This is a genomic window from Streptomyces sp. Y1, assembly GCF_041053115.1.
In the GTDB taxonomy this organism is placed as follows: Bacteria; Actinomycetota; Actinomycetes; order Streptomycetales; family Streptomycetaceae; genus Kitasatospora; species Kitasatospora rubellomurina.
Genome location: NZ_CP163445.1, coordinates 3,946,574 through 3,965,579, shown reverse-complemented (window position 1 = coordinate 3,965,579; position 19,006 = coordinate 3,946,574). Strand labels below are relative to the sequence as shown.

At 72.8% G+C, this 19,006-nt stretch carries 18 protein-coding genes and 2 tRNA genes; 11 read left to right on the top strand and 9 right to left on the bottom strand.

Annotated features, from left to right (window positions below; genetic code table 11):
* Positions 1-14: 14 nt before the first annotated feature.
* Genes AB2U05_RS16800 through AB2U05_RS16790 form a run of 3 tightly spaced genes read right to left on the bottom strand, consistent with a single transcriptional unit; the run spans position 15 to position 3,605 of the window.
* Positions 15-1,859, bottom strand: coding sequence for a thiamine pyrophosphate-binding protein (locus tag AB2U05_RS16800; protein WP_045692663.1), 1,845 nt, complete (start codon positions 1,857-1,859; stop codon positions 15-17).
* 11 nt (positions 1,860-1,870) lie between these two features.
* Positions 1,871-2,899 carry a 3-oxoacyl-ACP synthase III family protein gene (locus tag AB2U05_RS16795; protein ID WP_369183609.1) on the bottom strand — a complete coding sequence of 343 codons (1,029 nt, stop codon included), beginning with the start codon at positions 2,897-2,899 and terminating at the stop codon, positions 1,871-1,873.
* A 4-nt stretch (positions 2,900-2,903) separates the two neighbouring features.
* On the bottom strand, positions 2,904-3,605 hold the full coding sequence (locus AB2U05_RS16790; protein ID WP_045692665.1) for a hypothetical protein: 702 nt from the start codon (positions 3,603-3,605) through the stop codon (positions 2,904-2,906).
* Between the two features lie 232 nt (positions 3,606-3,837).
* On the opposite strand from AB2U05_RS16790, the gene AB2U05_RS16785 reads away from it, so the two are divergent.
* The 5 genes from AB2U05_RS16785 (at position 3,838) to pyrE (ending at position 9,550) form a co-directional block, all read left to right on the top strand.
* Positions 3,838-4,998: a pyridoxal phosphate-dependent aminotransferase gene (locus tag AB2U05_RS16785; protein WP_369183608.1), complete on the top strand. Its 1,161-nt coding sequence runs from the start codon at positions 3,838-3,840 to the stop codon at positions 4,996-4,998.
* A 491-nt stretch (positions 4,999-5,489) separates the two neighbouring features.
* Entirely contained in the window at positions 5,490-6,011 is a 522-nt protein-coding gene (locus AB2U05_RS16780; RefSeq protein ID WP_369183607.1) for a DUF2617 family protein, read from the top strand.
* 268 nt (positions 6,012-6,279) lie between these two features.
* Entirely contained in the window at positions 6,280-7,809 is a 1,530-nt protein-coding gene (locus AB2U05_RS16775) for a polyamine aminopropyltransferase (RefSeq protein ID WP_369185961.1), read from the top strand.
* A 102-nt stretch (positions 7,810-7,911) separates the two neighbouring features.
* Entirely contained in the window at positions 7,912-8,970 is a 1,059-nt protein-coding gene (locus AB2U05_RS16770) for a hypothetical protein (RefSeq protein ID WP_369183606.1), read from the top strand.
* 43 nt (positions 8,971-9,013) lie between these two features.
* The gene (gene pyrE / locus AB2U05_RS16765; protein ID WP_369183605.1) at positions 9,014-9,550 is read left to right on the top strand and encodes an orotate phosphoribosyltransferase; all 537 of its coding nucleotides are present in this window, start codon (positions 9,014-9,016) and stop codon (positions 9,548-9,550) included.
* A 96-nt stretch (positions 9,551-9,646) separates the two neighbouring features.
* Here the strand turns inward: pyrE and AB2U05_RS16760 are convergent, their stop codons facing one another.
* Positions 9,647-10,366, bottom strand: a complete 720-nt coding sequence (locus AB2U05_RS16760; protein WP_045692669.1) for a DedA family protein — start codon at positions 10,364-10,366, stop codon at positions 9,647-9,649.
* A gap of 309 nt (positions 10,367-10,675) precedes the next feature.
* Here AB2U05_RS16760 and fbaA point away from each other — a divergent pair, with 309 nt between their 5' ends.
* Positions 10,676-11,698: a class II fructose-bisphosphate aldolase gene (gene fbaA / locus AB2U05_RS16755; protein WP_045692670.1), complete on the top strand. Its 1,023-nt coding sequence runs from the start codon at positions 10,676-10,678 to the stop codon at positions 11,696-11,698.
* Between the two features lie 64 nt (positions 11,699-11,762).
* On the opposite strand, the gene AB2U05_RS16750 is transcribed toward fbaA, so the two are convergent.
* Complete coding sequence (locus AB2U05_RS16750) at positions 11,763-12,182, bottom strand: DUF3151 domain-containing protein (RefSeq protein WP_045692671.1); 420 nt, start codon at positions 12,180-12,182, stop codon at positions 11,763-11,765.
* 200 nt (positions 12,183-12,382) lie between these two features.
* Here AB2U05_RS16750 and AB2U05_RS16745 point away from each other — a divergent pair, with 200 nt between their 5' ends.
* Together AB2U05_RS16745 and AB2U05_RS16740 are read left to right on the top strand one after the other, a co-directional pair.
* A complete protein-coding gene (locus AB2U05_RS16745) occupies positions 12,383-13,339 on the top strand; it encodes a DUF3152 domain-containing protein (RefSeq protein WP_369183604.1) in 957 nt (318 codons plus the stop codon).
* Between the two features lie 61 nt (positions 13,340-13,400).
* Positions 13,401-13,769, top strand: a complete 369-nt coding sequence (locus AB2U05_RS16740; protein WP_369183603.1) for a hypothetical protein — start codon at positions 13,401-13,403, stop codon at positions 13,767-13,769.
* Between the two features lie 5 nt (positions 13,770-13,774).
* Here AB2U05_RS16740 and AB2U05_RS16735 read toward each other — a convergent pair whose 3' ends face one another.
* From AB2U05_RS16735 to purS, 4 genes are all read right to left on the bottom strand, one after another.
* Positions 13,775-14,596, bottom strand: a complete 822-nt coding sequence (locus AB2U05_RS16735; protein ID WP_369183602.1) for a sterol carrier family protein — start codon at positions 14,594-14,596, stop codon at positions 13,775-13,777.
* Positions 14,597-14,664: 68 nt separating this feature from the next.
* On the bottom strand, positions 14,665-16,920 hold the full coding sequence (gene purL, locus AB2U05_RS16730; RefSeq protein ID WP_045709183.1) for a phosphoribosylformylglycinamidine synthase subunit PurL: 2,256 nt from the start codon (positions 16,918-16,920) through the stop codon (positions 14,665-14,667).
* The gene (gene purQ, locus AB2U05_RS16725; protein ID WP_045692675.1) at positions 16,920-17,621 is read right to left on the bottom strand and encodes a phosphoribosylformylglycinamidine synthase subunit PurQ; all 702 of its coding nucleotides are present in this window, start codon (positions 17,619-17,621) and stop codon (positions 16,920-16,922) included. Before purQ ends, purL begins: the two co-directional genes overlap by 1 nt.
* Complete coding sequence (purS, locus tag AB2U05_RS16720) at positions 17,618-17,872, bottom strand: phosphoribosylformylglycinamidine synthase subunit PurS (RefSeq protein ID WP_045692676.1); 255 nt, start codon at positions 17,870-17,872, stop codon at positions 17,618-17,620. The genes purQ and purS overlap by 4 nt, the downstream gene beginning before the upstream one ends.
* A gap of 468 nt (positions 17,873-18,340) precedes the next feature.
* Here purS and AB2U05_RS16715 point away from each other — a divergent pair, with 468 nt between their 5' ends.
* The 3 genes from AB2U05_RS16715 to AB2U05_RS16705 all read left to right on the top strand — a co-directional run bounded on the left by AB2U05_RS16715 (position 18,341) and on the right by AB2U05_RS16705 (position 18,988).
* Positions 18,341-18,658, top strand: a complete 318-nt coding sequence (locus AB2U05_RS16715; protein ID WP_045692677.1) for an Lsr2 family protein — start codon at positions 18,341-18,343, stop codon at positions 18,656-18,658.
* Positions 18,659-18,803: 145 nt separating this feature from the next.
* A tRNA-Gly gene (locus AB2U05_RS16710) sits at positions 18,804-18,876 on the top strand.
* Positions 18,877-18,915: 39 nt separating this feature from the next.
* A tRNA-Gly gene (locus tag AB2U05_RS16705) sits at positions 18,916-18,988 on the top strand.
* Positions 18,989-19,006: the final 18 nt, after the last annotated feature.

The window sequence follows — 19,006 nt, the reverse complement described above, 5'->3', positions numbered from 1 at the left end:
CCGGGCCGCGCGGCTCAGCGCCGCCCCAGCACCGCCTCCGCGCGTGCGGCCGGCACCCCTGCCCGGACGACCTCGGTCGGCTCGTCCAGCGGCAGGAAGGGGGTGAACGGCGGCACCTCCTCGCGGGAGAGGCGCAGCTCCAGCACCCCCGGCAGGCCGGTCCCGGCCGGGGCCTCGGCGGCCCGGGCGGTGTAGTCGGCGAGGGCCTTGTCCAGCTGCTCGCGGCTGTCGACGTCCGCCACCCAGAGCCGGTCCGGGCCGCCCAGGCCGCGGGCCACCGTGCCGATGTCCACCGGCGCGTAGCGCACGGACTCGATCCGGGCGTCGAAGAACGTCTGCTGCCTGGTCACGCACATGCCGTGCATGGCGTTGTTGAAGATCACGTACAGGATCGGCAGCCGCAGGTCGACGGCGGTGTGCACCTCCAGGCCGTTCATCAGGAACGCGCCGTCCCCGCAGATCACCACGGTGCGGGCGCCCTCGGGCGAGCCCACCTGGGCCCCGACCGCCGCGCCGAGGCTGTAGCCCATGCCGCCCGCGCCGAGCGCGATGGTGGAGCTGGCCCCGGCCGGCACGTCGCTCAGGTGGATCGCCGCGGACGCGCAGTTGCCCGCGTCCAGCACCAGGTGGCCCCCGGTCGGCAGCCACTCGGCCAGCGCGGTGATCGCCTCGCTCTGCCGCAGCTCGCCGCCGGCCGGCTCCGGGTCGAGCCCGGGCGCCAGCCGGGGCCGGAACCGGGTGCGCCGGTAGTCGGCCAACTCCGGGCTCCGGAACGGCTCCTGGCGCAGCAGGCCGAGCAGGCCGCGGGCGGTCGCGCCGGCGTCCGCCCGGACCACCAGGCCGGGCGCCACCGCGCGGACGGCCTCGCCCGGATCGATGTTCACCACCGCGACCCGGTCGCCCCGCAGGTCGCCGAGCGGGCCCCGGGTCATCATGTTGAGACCGGCCCCGAACGCGACCACCAGGTCGGACTCGCGCAGCACCTCGTGCACCGAGGGGTGGCCCACCACACCGGCCACACCGAGGTACAGCGGGTCGGAGTTGGGGAACTCGGCCCGCGCCGACATCGTGGTCGCGACCGGGATCCGCGCCGCGCGGACGAACTCCAGCACCGCCTCGCGGTCGGCGCTGCGGCGCACCCCGTGCCCCAGCAGCGCCACCGGCCGGCGCGCCCCCCGCAGCGCGTCGAACAGCGCGCGCAGCTCGCCCGGGTCCACCTCGGGCGGCGGGACCAGGCCGGCCAGCGCGTCCGGCCAGTCGGCCGGGCGCTCGGGCACGGTCAGCTCGAAGACGTCCCGGGGCACCAGCAGCGCCACCGGTCCGGGCCGCCCGGACAGCGCGGTGCGGGCCGCCTCCGCCAGCTCCTCCCAGAGCCGGGCCGGGTCGGTCAGCGTCACGGTGCGCTTGGTGACGGTCGAGAGCAGCCGCTCGGCGTCGACCGTCCGGCCGATGCCGGAGCCGTCCTGGAAGGAGCCGGCGCCCGCCAGCGGCCGCGGCGGCTGCCCGACCAGCGCGAGCACCGGGACGGACTCCGCGTAGGACTCGGCCAGGCCGACCGCCAGGTTGACCAGCGCGCCGCCCGAGGTGGAGCAGCACACGCCGAGCGTGCGGTGCACCCGGGCGTGCCCGTCCGCCATGAAGCCGGCGCCGTCCTCGCGGCGGGCCAGCACCGAGGCCAGCCGCCCGCGGCCGAGCCGGTGGATCGCGTCGTGCAGGTGCTCGATGTTCGCGCCGCTCACGCCGAACACGTACCGCACGCCCCAGTCGCGCAGCGCGGTGACCAGCGCGTCGGCCACCGTCAGGGTGGCCGCGCCGGCCGCGGCCGGTGCCGCCGTCCCCATCGTCGTCCCCCGTTCCACTCGTCCTCCCGTCATCGGCCCGCGTGCCAGCGGACGGTCATCGCGCTCACCAGGTCGCCGCCGTTGGCGAAGGTGCCGAACGCCAGCACGTCGCCGTCCCGGACCAGGCCGTGGTCCAGCGCGTCGGCGACGGTCACCGGGATCGAGCCGGCGAAGAGGTTGCCGTACTTCGCCAGCGTGTCGTGCGTCCGCGCCTCCTCGATGCCGCACCGCTTGCGCCACTCGGCGAGGAAGTCCTCGTTCGGCTGGTGCGTGATCAGCAGCGAGACGTCGTCGGAGGTCAGCCCGGCCTCGGTGAGGCTGGCGGCGACCGCCTCGGGCACCAGGTTCATGGAGTTCTCCCGGATGGCCTCCAGGCGCTCCTTGGTGAAGTTCACCGTGATCGGCCCGCAGCCGCGCTCCCAGTAGTTGCGGAACGCGCCGTCGACCAGCTCCGGTTCGAAGCGCAGCAGGCCGTAGTTCTCGCCGTGCGAGCGCTCGTACGCGGACAGGATGCTCGGCCGGCCGGGCGCCACCAGCGTGGCGGTCGCGCCGTCGCCCAACACCCGCGAACGGTTGGAGCGTTGGAACTCCGGCAGGCGGGAGACGAAGTTGGTCACCGTCAGCACGATGATGTTGCGGTGGATGCCGGACTCCACGAACGCCTTCGCCGTGCGCAGCCCCGACAGCCAGGAGCAGCAACTGGTGTCCAGCTGCATGATGGTGGCGCGGGAGGCCCCGATCGCCTCCTGCACCGCCGAGCCGATGCCCGGCCAGAAGGTGTCGTTGAAGATGCAGTTGTAGATGATGAGGTCGACCTCGTCGGCGGCCAGGCCGGTGCGGTCGAGCAGCTTGGCGCAGGCCGCGGCGCCCAGTTCGGCCGAGGTGTGGTCCGGCGAGGCGAACCTGCGCTCGGCGACGCCGCGGAAGAACGCGTGGTCGCCGAGCTCGTCGCCGGCGCCCTCCGGGGCCGCGTTGGAGACCACGCGCTCCGGGAGGAAGCTCACCACGTCGATCAGCTGCGCCTGCGGGCCGGTGCGGCCGTTCGGTTCCAGGGCCATCGCGTCAGCCGTTCGCCGAGGCGCTGCCGAAGCGGGCCTCCAGGATGCGCTTCAGGTTGGCCGTCTCGATGCGGTGGATGGCGTCGAAGTTGGGCCAGATGTCGCCGACCCAGTAGCGGTCGGTGCGGGCCCGGCCCTCGGCGATGTAGTCCGGGACGTCGGTGACGTTCCGGTCGTAGTACGGGTGCTTGCAGTTGGTCCACAGCACGACGGTGCCGGGCTTGCGCAGCGTCTTGGAGGCGTCGATGAAGGTGAAGTAGTAGCGCATCCAGAGCTCCTTGCCCTGGTCCCAGGCGCACGGGTAGAACACGATGCCGTGCTCGGGGCCCTTCAGCACGTCGGCGCGGATGAAGATCTCGGTGTTCGGCTGGATGGCCTCGGTGCCCCGGTAGAGCCCGCCGCCGACGTGGCGCAGGTCGCGGACGCTGAACGTCCACTCCTCCATCGAGTGGACGTTGGCGGCGTACTCGAACACGACGTCGTACGGGACGTCGATGTACTCGCCGAGCGAGCAGAACTGCCCGAAGACCTCCTCGTGCGAGTAGGTCTCCTTGGTGCCCTCCACCATCAGGCGGTAGCACTCCTCCTGGCTGACCGACTCGCTGCGGACCAGGCCCGGTATCTTCTCCAGATCCGTGCTGTCCAGCAGGTAGTTCTTCAGGTCGCCCGAGTCGTCCGCCCGGCGCGGGTTGATGCTCCCGGTCATGCGTGGACCTCCTTGAGGAATCCCTCGTCGTCGTGGGCCGGGCAGGCCTGCGCTCCTGGCGGGCCTCCCCGTCCGGTTCTCAGCAACGGCCCGTCAGATCCTGGTCGAACGGCCGGGACGGGTCGATGAGGATCCGGACGGGATCGCTTAGCAATCGTCCGGATCGGCGGACTTGTCGTTGCCGGTGCGCATCCGGAGGATGGGCGCCACCGACGACACGTGAGGAGCCGAGATGGGTACCAGGCCGCTGCTGAACCGCCGACTAGCCGGCATGGGAACGACGATCTTCGCCGAGATGTCCGCCCTGGCCACCGCCACCGGCTCGATCAACCTCGGCCAGGGCTTCCCGGACACCGACGGGCCCGAGGAGATCCGCGAGGCGGCCGTCCGGGCGCTGCGCGAGGGCCGCGGCAACCAGTACCCGCCCGGCCCCGGCATCCCCGAGCTGCGCACCGCGATCGCCGAGCACCAGCAGCGCTTCCACGGCCTGGCCTACGACCCGGACACCGAGGTGCTGGTCACCGCCGGCGCCACCGAGGCCATCGCCGCCGCGCTGCTCGCCCTGCTCGAACCCGGCGACGAGGTGATCGCCCTCGAACCGTTCTACGACTCCTACGCCGCCTGCATCGCGATGGCCGGCGCCGTCCGCGTCCCGCTCACGCTCCGGGCCCCGGACTTCCGCCCCGACCTGGACGAGCTCCGGGCGCTGATCACCCCGCGCACCCGCCTGCTGCTGATCAACACCCCGCACAACCCCACCGGCACCGTGCTCACCGCCGACGAGCTGGCCGCCATCGCCGAACTCGCCGTCGAGCACGACCTCCTGGTGGTCACCGACGAGGTCTACGAACACCTCGTCTTCGGCCCCGTCCACCACCCCCTCGCGGCCCTGCCCGGCATGCGCGAACGCACCGTCACCATCTCCTCGGCCGGCAAGACCTTCTCCTTCACCGGCTGGAAGGTCGGCTGGGTCACCGCCGCCCCGCCGCTGGTCGCGGCCGTCCGCACCGCGAAGCAGTACCTCACCTACGTCAGCGCCGGGCCGTTCCAGTACGCCGTCGCCGAGGCACTGCGCCTGCCCGACGCGTACTTCCACACCCTGCGCGCCGACCTGCTCCGCAAGCGCGACCTGCTCGGGGCCGGCCTCACCGCCGCCGGCTTCCGCACCTTCACCCCCGAGGGCACGTACTTCATCACCACCGACATCACCCCGCTCGGCGAGAAGGACGGCGTCGAGTTCTGCCGCTCGCTGCCCGAGCGCTGCGGCGTGGTCGCCATCCCGAACGCCGTCTTCTACGACGACCAGGACGCCGGTCGCACACTCGTTCGCTTCACGTTCTGCAAAAAGGACGAGGTGCTTCAGGAGGCCGTAGCGCGGCTGCAGCGCGTCTGAGGGTGCCGCGCGCCCCCTCGAACGGGAACGAGCGCGGCCCGACACGCGTTCTGATTTACAGTCAACTCCCTTGGTGAATCTGCCGATTCAATGCCCTGGAGGCATATTCGCCGACCGCTCCGGCCGATCCGCCCGCCCTTCACGCCCCGTGCGTGGAGGGCGGCGGCGCATGAAGCGCATGGACGGCGCGCACCCCGCTCACACGGCGCACGAGCGGGTCGCAGGGGCGCGCGCTGTGCAGAGTCGCACACCGGGTCGATCAGAGCGGGGAAGCGGATGTGCTCGAAACGGTGAATGCTTGACAAAGTTGGGTAAATCACCGACGGACCCGGCGTATTCGTGCTTCTCTGCTGCTGAATCTCCAGCCGGAATCCTTCCTTCCACGGCCGGCCGCGCCCAGGGCCGCAACAGCCACGAACAGCCTCGCCATCGCCTAGGCCAACTCGCTGCTGCTCGGTGGGCGCGCACGGAGCTGAAACGCGGAGCCGAGCATGCTCACCACACTGCAGACCACCTATACGGACACCCGCGCCGGTGACCTGGCCTGGTGCCTCGGCGGCGAACCGCTGCCCGCTCTCGCGGTGCGCGACCTGAGACTCGCCGGCGACGGCCGGCCCGGAACGCTCCAGCTGCGGCTGCTCGGCGCCTCGCACCAGGTGGTCGTCGACGCCGACCCCGGCCGGTGCCTGGAGACGGTCGCCTGCCTGCCCGGCCGCCGCACCCCGCTGCCGGCCCGGGTCGCCAAGCAGATCGGCGGCTGGGAGTACGAGTTCGCGGCCCGGATCGAGGCGCTGCCGCCGCACGACTTCGCGGCCCGCGCCCAGGAGTTGCTGGCCTTGGTCGAGGGGCATCCGCGCGGGCTCGCCGGGGTCTTCCCGGGGGATCCGAGCGCCTTCACCGCGCTGGTCACCCAGGGTGACGCGGGCCGGGTGCTGTGGCGCACCTGGCACGCCTACCCCCAGGAGGGGCAGCTGGTCTGCACCCGCTCCTCGCTCGTGATCGCGGCGGCATGACCGGCGAGCGCCGGTACTCGGCCCCCGGCCCGGCCCCCAGTCACCCCGCACCAGCCAGCCACTCGCACGCAGGAACGATTCGTCAACCCGGCGGCTCGCACTGTCCGCCGAATGGGCGCAGCTATCCGTCCCGCACGTCCCCTAGCGTTTGTTCGTGATCAACCATCCGGCCGGTCCACCCACCCGGTCACGAGTGGACCTCGACGACGGCACCCCTCCCCGGCCCGGGCGCGGGCTCGTCCCCCTGCCCGCCCGCCGTCGATCCCGGCTGCGATCGAACCCCCGGCTCGCCCGCCTGACCGTCCTGCTGGCCGCGTTCGTCTGCGCGGCCTGCGGACTGGTCTACGAGCTCGAACTCGTGGCGCTCGGCGACTACCTGCTCGGGGACACCGTCACCCAGACCTCCGTCGTGCTCTCCGTCATGGTGTTCGCGATGGGCCTCGGCTCCCTGCTGGCCAAGCGCCTCACCCGGCGGCCCGCCACCGCCTTCGCCCTGGTCGAGTGCGCCCTCGCGCTCACCGGCGGCCTCTCCGTCCTCGCCCTGTACTCCTGCTGGGCCTGGATCGGCCGCTACCAGGCCGCGATGGTCGTCCTCACCTGCCTGATCGGCATCCTCATCGGCGCCGAGATCCCCCTGCTGATGACCCTCATCCAGCGGATCCGGCGCGAGGACGCCGGGCGCGCCGTCGCCGACCTCTTCGCCGCCGACTACGTGGGCGCGCTGATCGGCGGCCTCGCCTTCCCGTTCCTCATCCTGCCCGCCCTCGGCCCCGGCGACGGCGCGCTCCTCACCGGCGCCGTCAACGCCGTCGCCGGAGCCGCCGTGGTCCTCTGGCTGTTCCGGGAGGAGCCCGCCCCCCGGATACGACGGCTGCTCTGGACCGGCTGCGCGCTCGTGCTCGGCCTGCTCGCGGCCGCCGCCGCCGGCTCGGACCTCATCGAACGCGCCGCCCGACACGCCCTCTACGGCGGCGACGTCCGCTACGCGACCCGCAGCCGCTACCAGGAGATCGTGCTCACCGGTCCCGCCGAGGGCCCGCTGCGGCTCTACCTGGGCGGACGGCTCGCGGCCTGCGGGCCCGACGAGTACCGGGGCAGCGAGGCGCTGGTCCACCCCGCGATGGCCGCCGGCCCCGACACCCGGGTGCTGCTGCTCGGCGGCGGGGACGGCCTCGCCCTGCGGGAGGTGCTGCGGCACCGGGGCGTGCGCACCGTCCGGCTGGTCGACACCGACCCGGCCCTGCCCCGGCTGGCCCGCACCGACCCCGCGCTGTCCGCGCTCGGCGACCACTCGCTGGACGACCCCCGGGTCACCGTCACCGCCGCCGACCCGCTGGCCTGGCTCCGCGGCGCCCCCGAGGACGGGCCCGGCGACGGGTACGACGTGGTCCTCGCCGACCTGCCCGCACCGGCGGACGGCGGGCCGGTCGCCTTCCACTCCCAGGAGTTCTACGGCCTCGCCGCCCGGCTGCTCGCCCCCGGCGGGAGGATCGCCGTCCGGGCCGGCGGCGACGAGGGCGGGCTCTGGCAGATCGAGTCCGGCCTGCGCGCCGCGGGACTGCGCACCGCCCCGTACGCGGTGCCGGGCGACGCCACCGCCGCCTGCCGCCCCGGGCCGCCGGACACCGCGCAGGACTACCTGCTCGCCGCCGCCGACCGGCCCGCCCTCACCCTCGCCCCCGACGCCCCGCCCCCGCGCGCCCTCACCCCGGACACCCTGCGCGCCTCCGCCGCCCGCCTCACCGCCCTCCGCCCGCTCCACCCCCCGCCCCCGCTCACCCTCCTCGGGCCGCGCTGACGGCTGTCCCGCGGGTCCTTGCCGGGCGCGCGCCGCCCGGACCGGAAATCCGGGCGGTGGTGGGTGGGGACCGGGCGGGCTCGGGTCGGTAGGCTCCGTGGCATGGAGCATGAGGTTGTCGTCCCGATGGCCGCCGGGTTGGTGCGGCAGGCCCTGCAGGAGCCGGCGCGGCTGGCCCGGAGCGTGCCGGGGCTGAGCACCGAGCCGGCCGCGGTCGGCAGCGGGCCGGCCGAGGAGATCGGCGGGCGGCTCAAGCTGCGGATCGGCGGCTCCACGATCACGTACAAGGGCGTGCTGTCGCTGATCGAGGGCCGGGAGGGCGTGCTGACCGTGCTCGCCGAGGGCGAGGAGGCCCGGGGCAGCGGCGAGGCGACGGCGACCGTCCGGGTGAGCGTCACGGACGGCGCCGAGGACGGCACGGCCGTGATCCGCTTCACCAGTGACCTCAGCGCCACCGGCCGGCTGGCCGAGTTCGACGACGAGACCCTGGACGCGGCGGGCCACCGCCTGCTGGACCGGTTCGCCGCCGCCCTGGTCGCCCCGGACGGCGCAGCGGAGGACGACACCGAGGCGGGCGCCGAGGAGGACGACACCGAGGCCGGGGAGGCCGGCGGGACGACGGCCGGCGCGGGCGTGGTCTACATCGAGGAGCGCCAGGACCAGCCCGGCGACGACCTCGACGACGACCTCTCCGACCTGATCGCCTTCTCCGACGCCGACGCCGAGCGGTTCGGCCTGGTCACCGGCTCCACCGACGACGACACGGACGGCGCGGACGGCACGGACGGCACCGAGGAGTCGCAGGAGGCCGACGACACCGAGGCGGACGACGTCGACGAGCCCTCCGGGGTCACCGAGGGCCTGTCCACCGAGGCGCTGTTCGCGTACGAGGAGGAGCCGGTCCTCAGCGGCCCGGTGCGCCGCAGCATCGTGGGCCGTTCGGCCGAGGAGGTCGACCACGCCCCGCCGCGCGGCCGCTACGCCCCGGCGCTGCCGGCCCGCAGCGCGCGGGCCCGGGCGGCGTCCCGGTGGGGCGGCGAGGTCGGCGGGATCGTGGTGCCGGGGACCGGCGGCCGCAGCCCGCTGCCGTGGGTGATCGGCGGCTCGGTGGCCCTGCTGGGCGGCGCCGTGGTGCTGGCCAGGGCGCTGCGCCGGCGCTGACCGCAGGCGCCGGGAACGGCGGCAGGCCCTAGACTGAACGCTCATGAGCAACGACCGCGACGCCCTGCTGGCACAGATCAAGGACAAGGCCGTCGTGCACGGCAAGGTCACCCTTTCCTCCGGCAAGGAGGCCGACTACTACGTCGACCTGCGCCGGATCACGCTGGACGGCCAGGCCGCCCCGCTGGTCGGCCGGGTGATGCTGGACGCGACCTCGCACCTGGAGTACGACGCCGTCGGCGGCCTGACCCTGGGCGCCGACCCGGTGGCCACCGCCATGCTGCACGCCGCCGCCGCCCGCGGCCGCGAGCTGGACGCCTTCGTGGTCCGCAAGGCGGGCAAGGCGCACGGCCTGCAGCGCCGGATCGAGGGCCCGGACGTCAAGGGCCGCCGGGTGCTGGCGGTCGAGGACACCTCGACCACCGGCGGTTCGGTGCTGACGGCCGTCGAGGCGCTGCGCGAGGCGGGCGCCGAGGTGGTCGGCGTCGCGGTGATCGTGGAGCGCGGCGGCCAGGCCGCCGTCGAGGCGCAGGGCCTGCCGTACGTGACCGCCTACACCGCGGCCGACCTGGGCCTCTGACCCCGGGACGTCCGCGCACGACGCGAGGAAGGGGCCGGGCGTTGTTCCACGTGGAACAACGCCCGGCCCCTTCGCGTACCCGCGCCCGCCGCCGGCTCAGCCGCGACGGTGCCGCCCGCTGCCGCTCTGCACCGACTCGCCGTCGACGGCGTCGACCGCGCCGGCCTTCTTCTTCTTGCGCTCCCGGAAGACCTCGACCAGGATCGGCGAGATCGACAGCAGCACGATCAGCAGCACCGCCGGGATCAGGTACTTGTCGATCACCGGGGCGAGCGCGTCGCCGAAGAAGTAGCCGATCAGCAGCATGGACTCGGTCCAGAGCACGCCGCCGACCACGTTCCACACGAAGAACGTCCGAGCGGGCATCTCCAGGGTGCCGGCGACCGGGTTGAGGAACGTCCGGATGATCGGCATGAAGCGGGCCAGCACCACGGCCTTGCCCGAGCCGAACTTGTTGAAGTACTCCTCCGCCTTCACCACGTACTCACGGCGGAAGATCTTCGAGTCGGGCTTGTCGAAGAGCCTCGGCCCGACCTTGACCCCGATCAGGTGCCCCAGCTGGGCACCGGCGACCGCCGCGATCGGGCAGCCGACCAGCAGGACGGCGATCGGCAGCTTGGCGCCGTCGCCGAGCACCGAGGAGGCGGCGTTCGAGGCGGCGACGCCCGCGAGGATCAGCAGCGAATCGCCCGGGAAGAAGAAGCCGACCAGCAGGCCGGTCTCCGCGAAGATGATCGCGATCAGCCCGATGGCGCCGAGGGACGAGATCAGGGATTTGGCGTCGAGCAGATTGACGGCCAGCTGGTTGTAGTCCACGGGCGCAGGATAGCGGGCGTACCTTGCCGAGGACCTCCGGCCGGTGGCCCCGCCGCACCACCGCACCGGAGTCCCGACAGGCGGGCTCCTGCTGACCTGGGGGCACGAGTCTGGGAAGATGGCACCGGCGTCCGGTCCGCGGCGGTCTCCACCCTCATGGCCGTTCCGCGGTGGCCGCCTCGAACCTTGGTGCCGGAGAGCCACACCGCAGCGCCGCGCGTCGGCGGGCCGGCACGGAGTCGTCACGAAGGCGTACCCAGCGTCGGACAGCACCCGTCCGTACGCCGCAACCCGACAGGAGCGGATCGCATGCCCATCGCAACTCCCGAGGTCTACAACGAGATGCTCGACCGGGCCAAGGCGGGCAAGTTCGCCTACCCGGCCATCAACGTCACCTCCTCGCAGACCCTGCACGCCGCCCTGCGCGGTTTCGCCGAGGCCGAGAGCGACGGCATCATCCAGATCTCGACCGGTGGTGCGGAGTTCCTGGGCGGCCAGCACAACAAGGACATGGTGACCGGCGCCGTGGCCCTGGCCGAGTTCGCGCACATCGTCGCCGCGAAGTACGACATCACCGTCGCCCTGCACACCGACCACTGCCCGAAGGACAAGCTGGACGGCTACGTCCGCCCGCTGCTGGCGGTCTCCGCCGAGCGCGTGGCCAAGGGCCAGAACCCGCTGTTCCAGTCGCACATGTGGGACGGCTCGGCCGAGACCCTGTCGGACAACCTGGCCATCGCCCAGGAGCTGCTGGCCCAGGCCGCGGCCGCCAGGATCATCCTCGAGGTCGAGATCACCCCGACCGGTGGCGAGGAGGACGGCGTCACCCACGAGATCAACGACGAGCTGTACACCACCGTCAACGACGCCGTGCGCACCGCCGAGGCGCTGGGCCTGGGCGAGAAGGGCCGCTACCTGCTGGCCGCCTCGTTCGGCAACGTGCACGGCGTGTACAAGCCGGGCAACGTCGTGCTGAAGCCGGAGCTGCTGCGCGAGCTGCAGGACGCGATCGGCAAGCAGTACGGCAAGAGCGACCCGTTCGACTTCGTCTTCCACGGCGGCTCGGGCTCCACCGCCGAGGAGATCGCCACCGCGCTGGAGAACGGCGTCGTGAAGATGAACCTGGACACCGACACCCAGTACGCCTTCACCCGCCCGGTGGCCGGCCACATGTTCGCCAACTACGACGGCGTGCTGAAGGTCGACGGCGAGGTCGGCAAGAAGAACACCTACGACCCGCGCACCTGGGGCAAGCTGGCCGAGGCCGGCATGGCCGCCCGCGTGGTCGAGGCCGCCGAGCAGCTGCGCTCGGCCGGCAAGCGCCTGAAGTAGGCGCCCGGCACGACGGTGCCCCCGGCGGTCCTCCGCCGGGGGCACCCGCACGTCCGGACGGGTCCTACTGCTTGAGCTCCGCGTACGCCTCCGCGCTGCTGTCCTTCAGGAACTGCCAGCAGCGGGCCTCCTCCTCGGTCTCCTTGATCGCGCCGGCCGCCCGGGCGAGCGCGGCCAGGCAGCGCAGGAAGCCGCGGTTGCCGCGGTGCTCCCACGGCACCGGACCGTGGCCCTTCCAGCCGCTGCGGCGCAGCGCGTCCAGGCCGCGGTGGTAGCCGGTGCGGGCGTAGGCGTACGACTCGACGTACCGGCCGGCCGCGTACGCGTCGTCGGCGAGCATGGCCCAGGCCAGGCAGAAGGACGGGAAGTCGGCGGCCACCTGGGTCGGCGAGGCCGACTCCTCCGCCAGCATGCGGTAGGGCTGCTCGTCCTCCGGCAGGAGGGTCGGGTCGGGGCCGTCGAGAAGATTCCTGTGGATCGCCATGCCCTGAAGTCTGCCACCCGAGCCGCAGGGGTCAACCGCCCTCCTCGCGATCTCCCCGTTCCGTTCCGCTCGCGCACGGGACGGCGACGGAGCGAACTCCTCGGCCCGGTCCGCCGCTTGGGCCTCCGGGCCGCCGGACGGCGTTCTCCCACATACCCGGTATGTAGACATTCACCCGTTCGCATGCCAGGGTGTCGCTCGTGCCCGCAGCCAGATCCGCCCGCAGGCGAGCCACCCCGACGAGCCGCAAGGCCCCCAACGCCCGGACCACGCAGGGCGATCGGGAGAACGCCCAGCGCAACCGGCCCACCCCGGCCCGCCGGAACGCCCAGAGCGGCCGTCGCCGCCGCCGGCAGCGTCGCGGCATCGGGCCTGGCATGCTCGCGGCGATCGTCGCGACCGTCCTGGTGCTGGGCACCGCGGCCTTCATGCTGAACCGCCCCTCGGACCCGCCCGCCGCCGCGCCCACCACCCAGGCCCGGATCGCCCCGCCCACCGAGGCGACCCCGGCCGCCACCCCGTCGGCCCCGCCCGCGCCGGCCCCGGCCGCGACGCCGACCCCGGAGCCCACCGCCACCGCGCCCGACCCCGGCCCGACCAAGGGCGCGGGCACCTTCACCACCGCCCCCGCCGACGCCAAGCCGGTCGGCCGCGGCAACATCCGCCGCTACCGGGTGGAGGTCGAGGACGGCATCGGCATCGACGCCCCCTCCGCCGCCGCGCAGATCCACGGCATCCTCGGCGACCGCCGCGGCTGGACCAACGACCGCAAGAACGGCTTCCAGCTGGTCGCCGGCGGCTCCTACGACTTCACCGTGAAGATCGCCTCCCCGGCCACCGTGGACAAGATCTGCGGCGCCTCCGGCCTGGACACCCACGGCGAGGTCAACTGCAACGTCGGCAACCAGGTGCTCGTCAACTCCAAGCGCTGGAACACCGGTTCACCGCAGTTCAGCGGGCCGATAGAGGAGTACCGGGCGCTCATCGTCAACCACGAGGTCGGCCACCGGATCGGCCACGGCCACGAGACCTGCCCCGGCCCGGGCAAGCCCGCGCCCGCGATGATGCAGCAGATCTACGGGCTCAAGGGCTGCACGCCCAACGCCTGGCCGTACACCGCGGACGGCACCTACCTGAGCGGGCCATCGGTGCCGTAGCGGGACGGAGTTGAGACCCGATCGGCAACCCGCCGGGACGACCGGGCCGTATCGTGCGGGCATGACCGCTGCCCAACTCCGGAGGCTCGCCGCCGCGTTCGCCGCAGCCGGGACCGTCCTCGGCGCCGCCGCCTGCTCCTCCGCCGACGACCTCGCCCAGGGCGGCGGAGCGCTCAGCTACGACCGCGTCCGCTCCGTCGCCCTGGACGCGGTCAGGAACAGGACGGACACCTGCCCGTTCGGCCTCGACTTGGCGAAGGCCGCCGGCGCCGCCGGGATCACCGGTGCCGTCTCCCGGCTCGCGGTGAACGGCGAGGGGGACCTGATCATGGTGCTCTCCCAGGACTCCGGCGACCCCGAGCAGAACCCCGCCCTGGCCGGCGAGCCGCTGCGCAAGGCCGCCGAGGCCCTGGTCAAGCAACTGGGCTGACCGGCTCAACCCATCACGGGCAGGTGCTCCCGCAGGTCGCTGCGCTCGCCGGAGGCCGTGAGGGCGGCGCTCTCCTGCGCCGCCGCCCAGTCGAGCCGGCCGGTGGCCAGCCGGATCCAGGTCAGCGGGTCGGTCTCGACCACGTTCGGCGGGGTGCCCCGGGTGTGCTTGGGCCCCTCGACGGCCTGCACCACGGCGTACGGCGGGATCCGTAGCTCGACGGCCCCGCCGGGCGCCCGTTCGGCGAAGGCGTCGGCCAGCAGCCGGGTCACGGCGGCGAGGGCCTGCCGGTCGTGCGGGAAGGCGGGGGCGTCCGGCCCGAGGGCGTCGGCCAGGTCGTCGGCGTGCACGACGGCCTCCAGCAGCCTGGTCAGCAGGTAGTCCGTCATCGGTATCGGCCGGCCGAGCCGGGTGGCGATCCGCCGGTCGGGATCGGCGACGTCGGGCCCGTCCAGGGCCTTGAGCACCGCCAGCGCCGACCGGTCGAACTCCTCGGCCACCGCCTCCGGCCCGCCGGCGTACGCCGCGGCCGCGAGCGCGCGGGCGCCCTCGTCGACCGCGTCGGCGACCGTCCGGGTGAGGCCGATCGCCTCGGCCGCCCCCAGCGGGGCTCCGGCCGGAACCGGCACGTCCAGCTGCTGGGGCAGTGCGCCCAGGGCCATGCCCAGGTGCGCGACCAACTCGCGCACCCGCCACGTCCCGAGCCGGGTGGGCAGCTCCAACTGCTCCTCGGTGAGGCCGTGCACGGCGGCGCGCAGCGCCTCGGTCTGGGCGGCCAGCGCGGCGCGGACCTTCGGCGGCTGGTACGTACGGGACTTGGGTGGCATGGCCCCCAACATACGCCGAGGGGCGGACGGTTCGAAACGAACCGCCCGCCCCCGAAGAGCCGGAGCCGTCAGGCCAGCAGGGCCTCGATGACGCCGGTGTGAGCGTCCTTCAGCTCGGCCAGCGAGACGCTGAACTGCCCCTGGACGTCCAGGCTCTCGCCGTCCACGACACCGATCCGGGTGGCCGGCAGGCCGCGCGCGGTGCACATGTCGTTGAACCGGAGCTCCTCGCTGCGCGGCACCGCCACGACGGCGCGGCCGGCCGACTCGGAGAACAGGAACACGAACGGGTCCTGGCCCTCGGGCACGATGATCCGCGCGCCGTGGCCGCCCTTGAGGCAGCTCTCCACGAGCGCCTGGCCGAGGCCGCCGTCCGAGAGGTCGTGCGCGGCGTCGATCATGCCGTCGCGCGAGGCGGCGATCAGGATCTCGCCGAGCAGCCGCTCGCGCTCCAGGTCCACCTTGGGCGGCAGGCCGCCGAGGTGGTCGTGGACGGCCTGCGACCAGGCCGAGCCGCCGAGCTCGTCCGCCGTGTCGCCGAGCAGGTAGAGTAGCTGCCCCTCCTCGGCGAAGGCGGCCGGGGTGCGGCGGGTGACGTCGTCGATGACGCCGAGCACCGCGACCACGGGGGTCGGGTGGATGGCGACCTCGCCGGTCTGGTTGTACAGCGAGACGTTGCCGCCGGTGACCGGGGTGCCGAGCACCAGGCAGGCGTCGGCCAGGCCGCGGGTCGCCTCGGCGAACTGCCACATGACGTCCGGGTCCTCGGGGGAGCCGAAGTTGAGGCAGTCGGAGACGGCGAGCGGCTTGGCGCCGCCGGCCGCGACGTTGCGGTACGCCTCGGCCAGGGCCAGCTGGGCGCCGGTGTACGGGTCCAGCTTGGCGAAGCGGCCGTTGCCGTCAGTGGCGACCGAGACGCCGAGGTTGGTCTCGTCGTCGATCCGGATCATGCCCGAGTCCTCGCCGTGCGAGAGCACGGTGTTGCCGAGCACGTAGCGGTCGTACTGGTCGGTGATCCAGGACTTGGAGGCCTGGTTCGGGTGGCTCGCGACCTTCAGCAGGTCGGCCTTGAGGCCCTCGCCGGTGGTCGGGCGGGCCAGCCGCTCGGCGGTGGGGGCGTCGGCCTGCAGCGCGTCCTGCCAGCTCGGGCGGGCGTACGGGCGCTGGTAGGTCGGGCCCTCGTGGGCGACGGTGCGCGGCGGCACGTCCACCACGAGCTCGCCCTGCCAGAAGATCTCCAGGCGCTCGCCGTCGGTCACCTCACCGATGACGTTGGCGATGACGTCCCACTTCTCGCAGATCTCCAGGAAGCGGTCGACCTTGTCGGGCTCGACGATCGCGCACATGCGCTCCTGCGACTCGCTCATGAGGATCTCCTCCGGCGAGAGCGTGTGGTCGCGCAGGTGCACGGTGTCGAGGTCGATCCGCATGCCGCCGGAGCCGGCCGAGGCCAGCTCGCTGGTGGCGCAGGACAGGCCGGCGCCGCCGAGGTCCTGGATGCCCTTGACGAGCTTCTCGCGGAAGATCTCCAGGGTGCACTCGATGAGGAGCTTCTCCTGGAACGGGTCGCCGACCTGGACGGCCGGGCGCTTGGCCGGCTTGGTGTCGTCGAAGGTCTCGGAGGCCAGCACCGAGACGCCGCCGATGCCGTCGCCGCCGGTGCGGGCGCCGTACAGGATGACCTTGTTGCCGGCGCCGGAGGCCTGCGCGAGGTGGATGTCCTCGTGCTTCATGACGCCCACGCACAGCGCGTTGACCAGCGGGTTGCCCTGGTAGCAGGAGTCGAAGACGACCTCGCCGCCGATGTTCGGCAGGCCCAGGCAGTTGCCGTAGCCGCCGATGCCCGCGACGATGCCGGGCAGCACGCGCCGGGTGTCCGGGTGGTCGGCCGCGCCGAAGCGCAGCGGGTCCATCACGGCGACCGGGCGGGCGCCCATCGCCAGGATGTCGCGCACGATGCCGCCGATGCCGGTGGCCGCGCCCTGGTAGGGCTCGATGTACGACGGGTGGTTGTGCGACTCGACCTTGAAGGTGACGGCGTAGCCCTGGCCGACGTCGACGACGCCGGCGTTCTCGCCGATGCCGACGAGCATCGCGTCCGAATCGGGCTTCTTCTCGCCGAACTGCTTCAGGTGGACCTTGCTGCTCTTGTACGAACAGTGCTCGGACCACATGACCGAGTACATCGCGAGTTCGGCGCCGGTCGGGCGGCGGCCGAGAATCTCCCGGATGCGCGCGTACTCGTCCTCCTTGAGGCCGAGTTCGGCCCAGGGCTGGGCGGCGTCCGGGGTCTGCTCGGCGTTCTTGACGGTGTCGAGGCTCATCAGGCGTTCACCAGCTGCTTCAGTACGGACGTGAAGAAGCCCAGGCCCTCGGTGGTCGGACCGGTGAGCGGCTCCACCGCGTGCTCCGGGTGCGGCATCAGGCCGACGACATTGCCGGCGGCGTTGGTGATGCCGGCGATGTCGCGGTACGAACCGTTCGGGTTACCGAACCCCTCAGCGGCGTCGCCGCGGGCGAGGTAACGGGCGACCACCCGGCCCTCCGCCTCCAGTTCGTCCAGGACGCGCTCGTCGGCGACGAAGCGGCCCTCGCCGTTCTTCAGCGGGACGACGATTTCCTGGCCGGCCGAGTAATCCCGGGTCCAGGCGGTCTCCGCGTTCTCGATGCGCAGCTTCTGGTCGCGGCAGATGAAGTGCAGCGAGTCGTTGCGGGTGAGCGCACCCGGCAGCAGGTGCGATTCGCAGAGCACCTGGAAGCCGTTGCAGATACCGAGCACCGGCATTCCCAGCCTGGCCTGCTCGATGACGGTCTCCATCACCGGCGAGAAGCGGGAGATCGCGCCGCAGCGCAGATAGTCGCCGTAACTGAATCCGCCCGGCAGGACGACGGCGTCGACCTGGTGGAGATCCTTGTCACGGTGCCACAGGGCGACCGGCTCGGCGCCGGCCAGGCGGACCGCACGCTGGGCGTCGCGGTCGTCGAGGGAGCCGGGGAAAGTGACGACGCCGACGCGGGTGGTCACTTCGCCGCCTCCTCGACGCGGACGGTGAAGTCCTCGATCACGGTGTTGGCGAGAAACGTCTCGGCGGCTTCACGGATACGGGCGAGCGCGGCGTCGTCGACCGGGCCCTCCACTTCCAGCTCGAAACGCTTGCCCTGGCGGACGTCGGCGATCCCGGTGAATCCGAGACGGGGCAGTGCACGCTGCACCGCCTGTCCCTGGGGGTCGAGGATCTCCGGCTTGAGCATGACGTCGACTACGACGCGTGCCACTGGCACTCCCGGTGGTGTCTTCGGTGAGGCGGGGGAACTCCAGACTACCGGGGGTTTCGGGCAGGATTGCTGGCCGGGGATAGCGACGCGCGTAGACCCGAGACCCTTACGCCGCAAGGGATCCGGCTCCGCGACCCCCCGCCGGGGACGGCCGGTTTCCACGGATTCGGAGTCGGGAGAGAGAACGCCCGAAGAACACCCGAATACGGCACTTGGGGACAGATCCTCCCGTCCCCGCACAGGGGTATCCGACAGCCCGGCGAAGATTCGTGAATATCCGGAAAAGAATGCCGGACTCTTCGATTTCGACCCCCTTCGGGTGCAGAATAGGGCCACCTGTCGCGGCAAGTGCTGCGTATCCGGCCGGCCATCGGGCCTGCCCGTACGCGCTTGCGCGAGTGGTGCACAACAGGCCTCCGTGCGCATCCCGCGGACCGGCGGCCGAATTGCCCGAGAGGATTGACACCCATGGCTCAGCGTGTAGTTGTCACGCTCTCCGACGACCTGGACGGCGGCGCCGCCGCGGAAACCGTCCACTTCGGCGTCGACGGGAAGTCGTACGAGATCGACCTGTCCGTGGACAACGCCGAAAAGCTGCGGGAGGCCCTCGCCCCGTTCGTCGCGGCCGGCCGCCGCCAGAGCCGCACCGGAAAGTCCTTCCGCCGCACCGCGCTCACCCCGGACCCGGCCGCCGTGCGCGCCTGGGCCCTCTCCCGCGGCATGGAGCTGCCCGCCCGGGGCCGGATCCCCAAGCACGTGTACGAGCAGTTCGCCGACGCGAACTGACCCGTCCGGGGCAGCACCCCTGGTCGCCCCGCCCGCACCCTGGACCGAAAGGGTGGGGCGACCACCCCGAAAGATGCTGTAGAGTATTCCTCGTCGCCGCAACGGAGAGATCCGAAGAGGCGGCCGGTGCCCCACCAGGCACCGTGCGGACGTGGCTCAGTTGGTAGAGCATCACCTTGCCAAGGTGAGGGTCGCGAGTTCGAATCTCGTCGTCCGCTCGCAGTGCGCGAGCACAGCACAAAAGAATAGTTTGACCTGCGGACGTGGCTCAGTTGGTAGAGCATCACCTTGCCAAGGTGAGGGTCGCGAGTTCGAATCTCGTCGTCCGCTCCGGTACGAAGGGCCCCC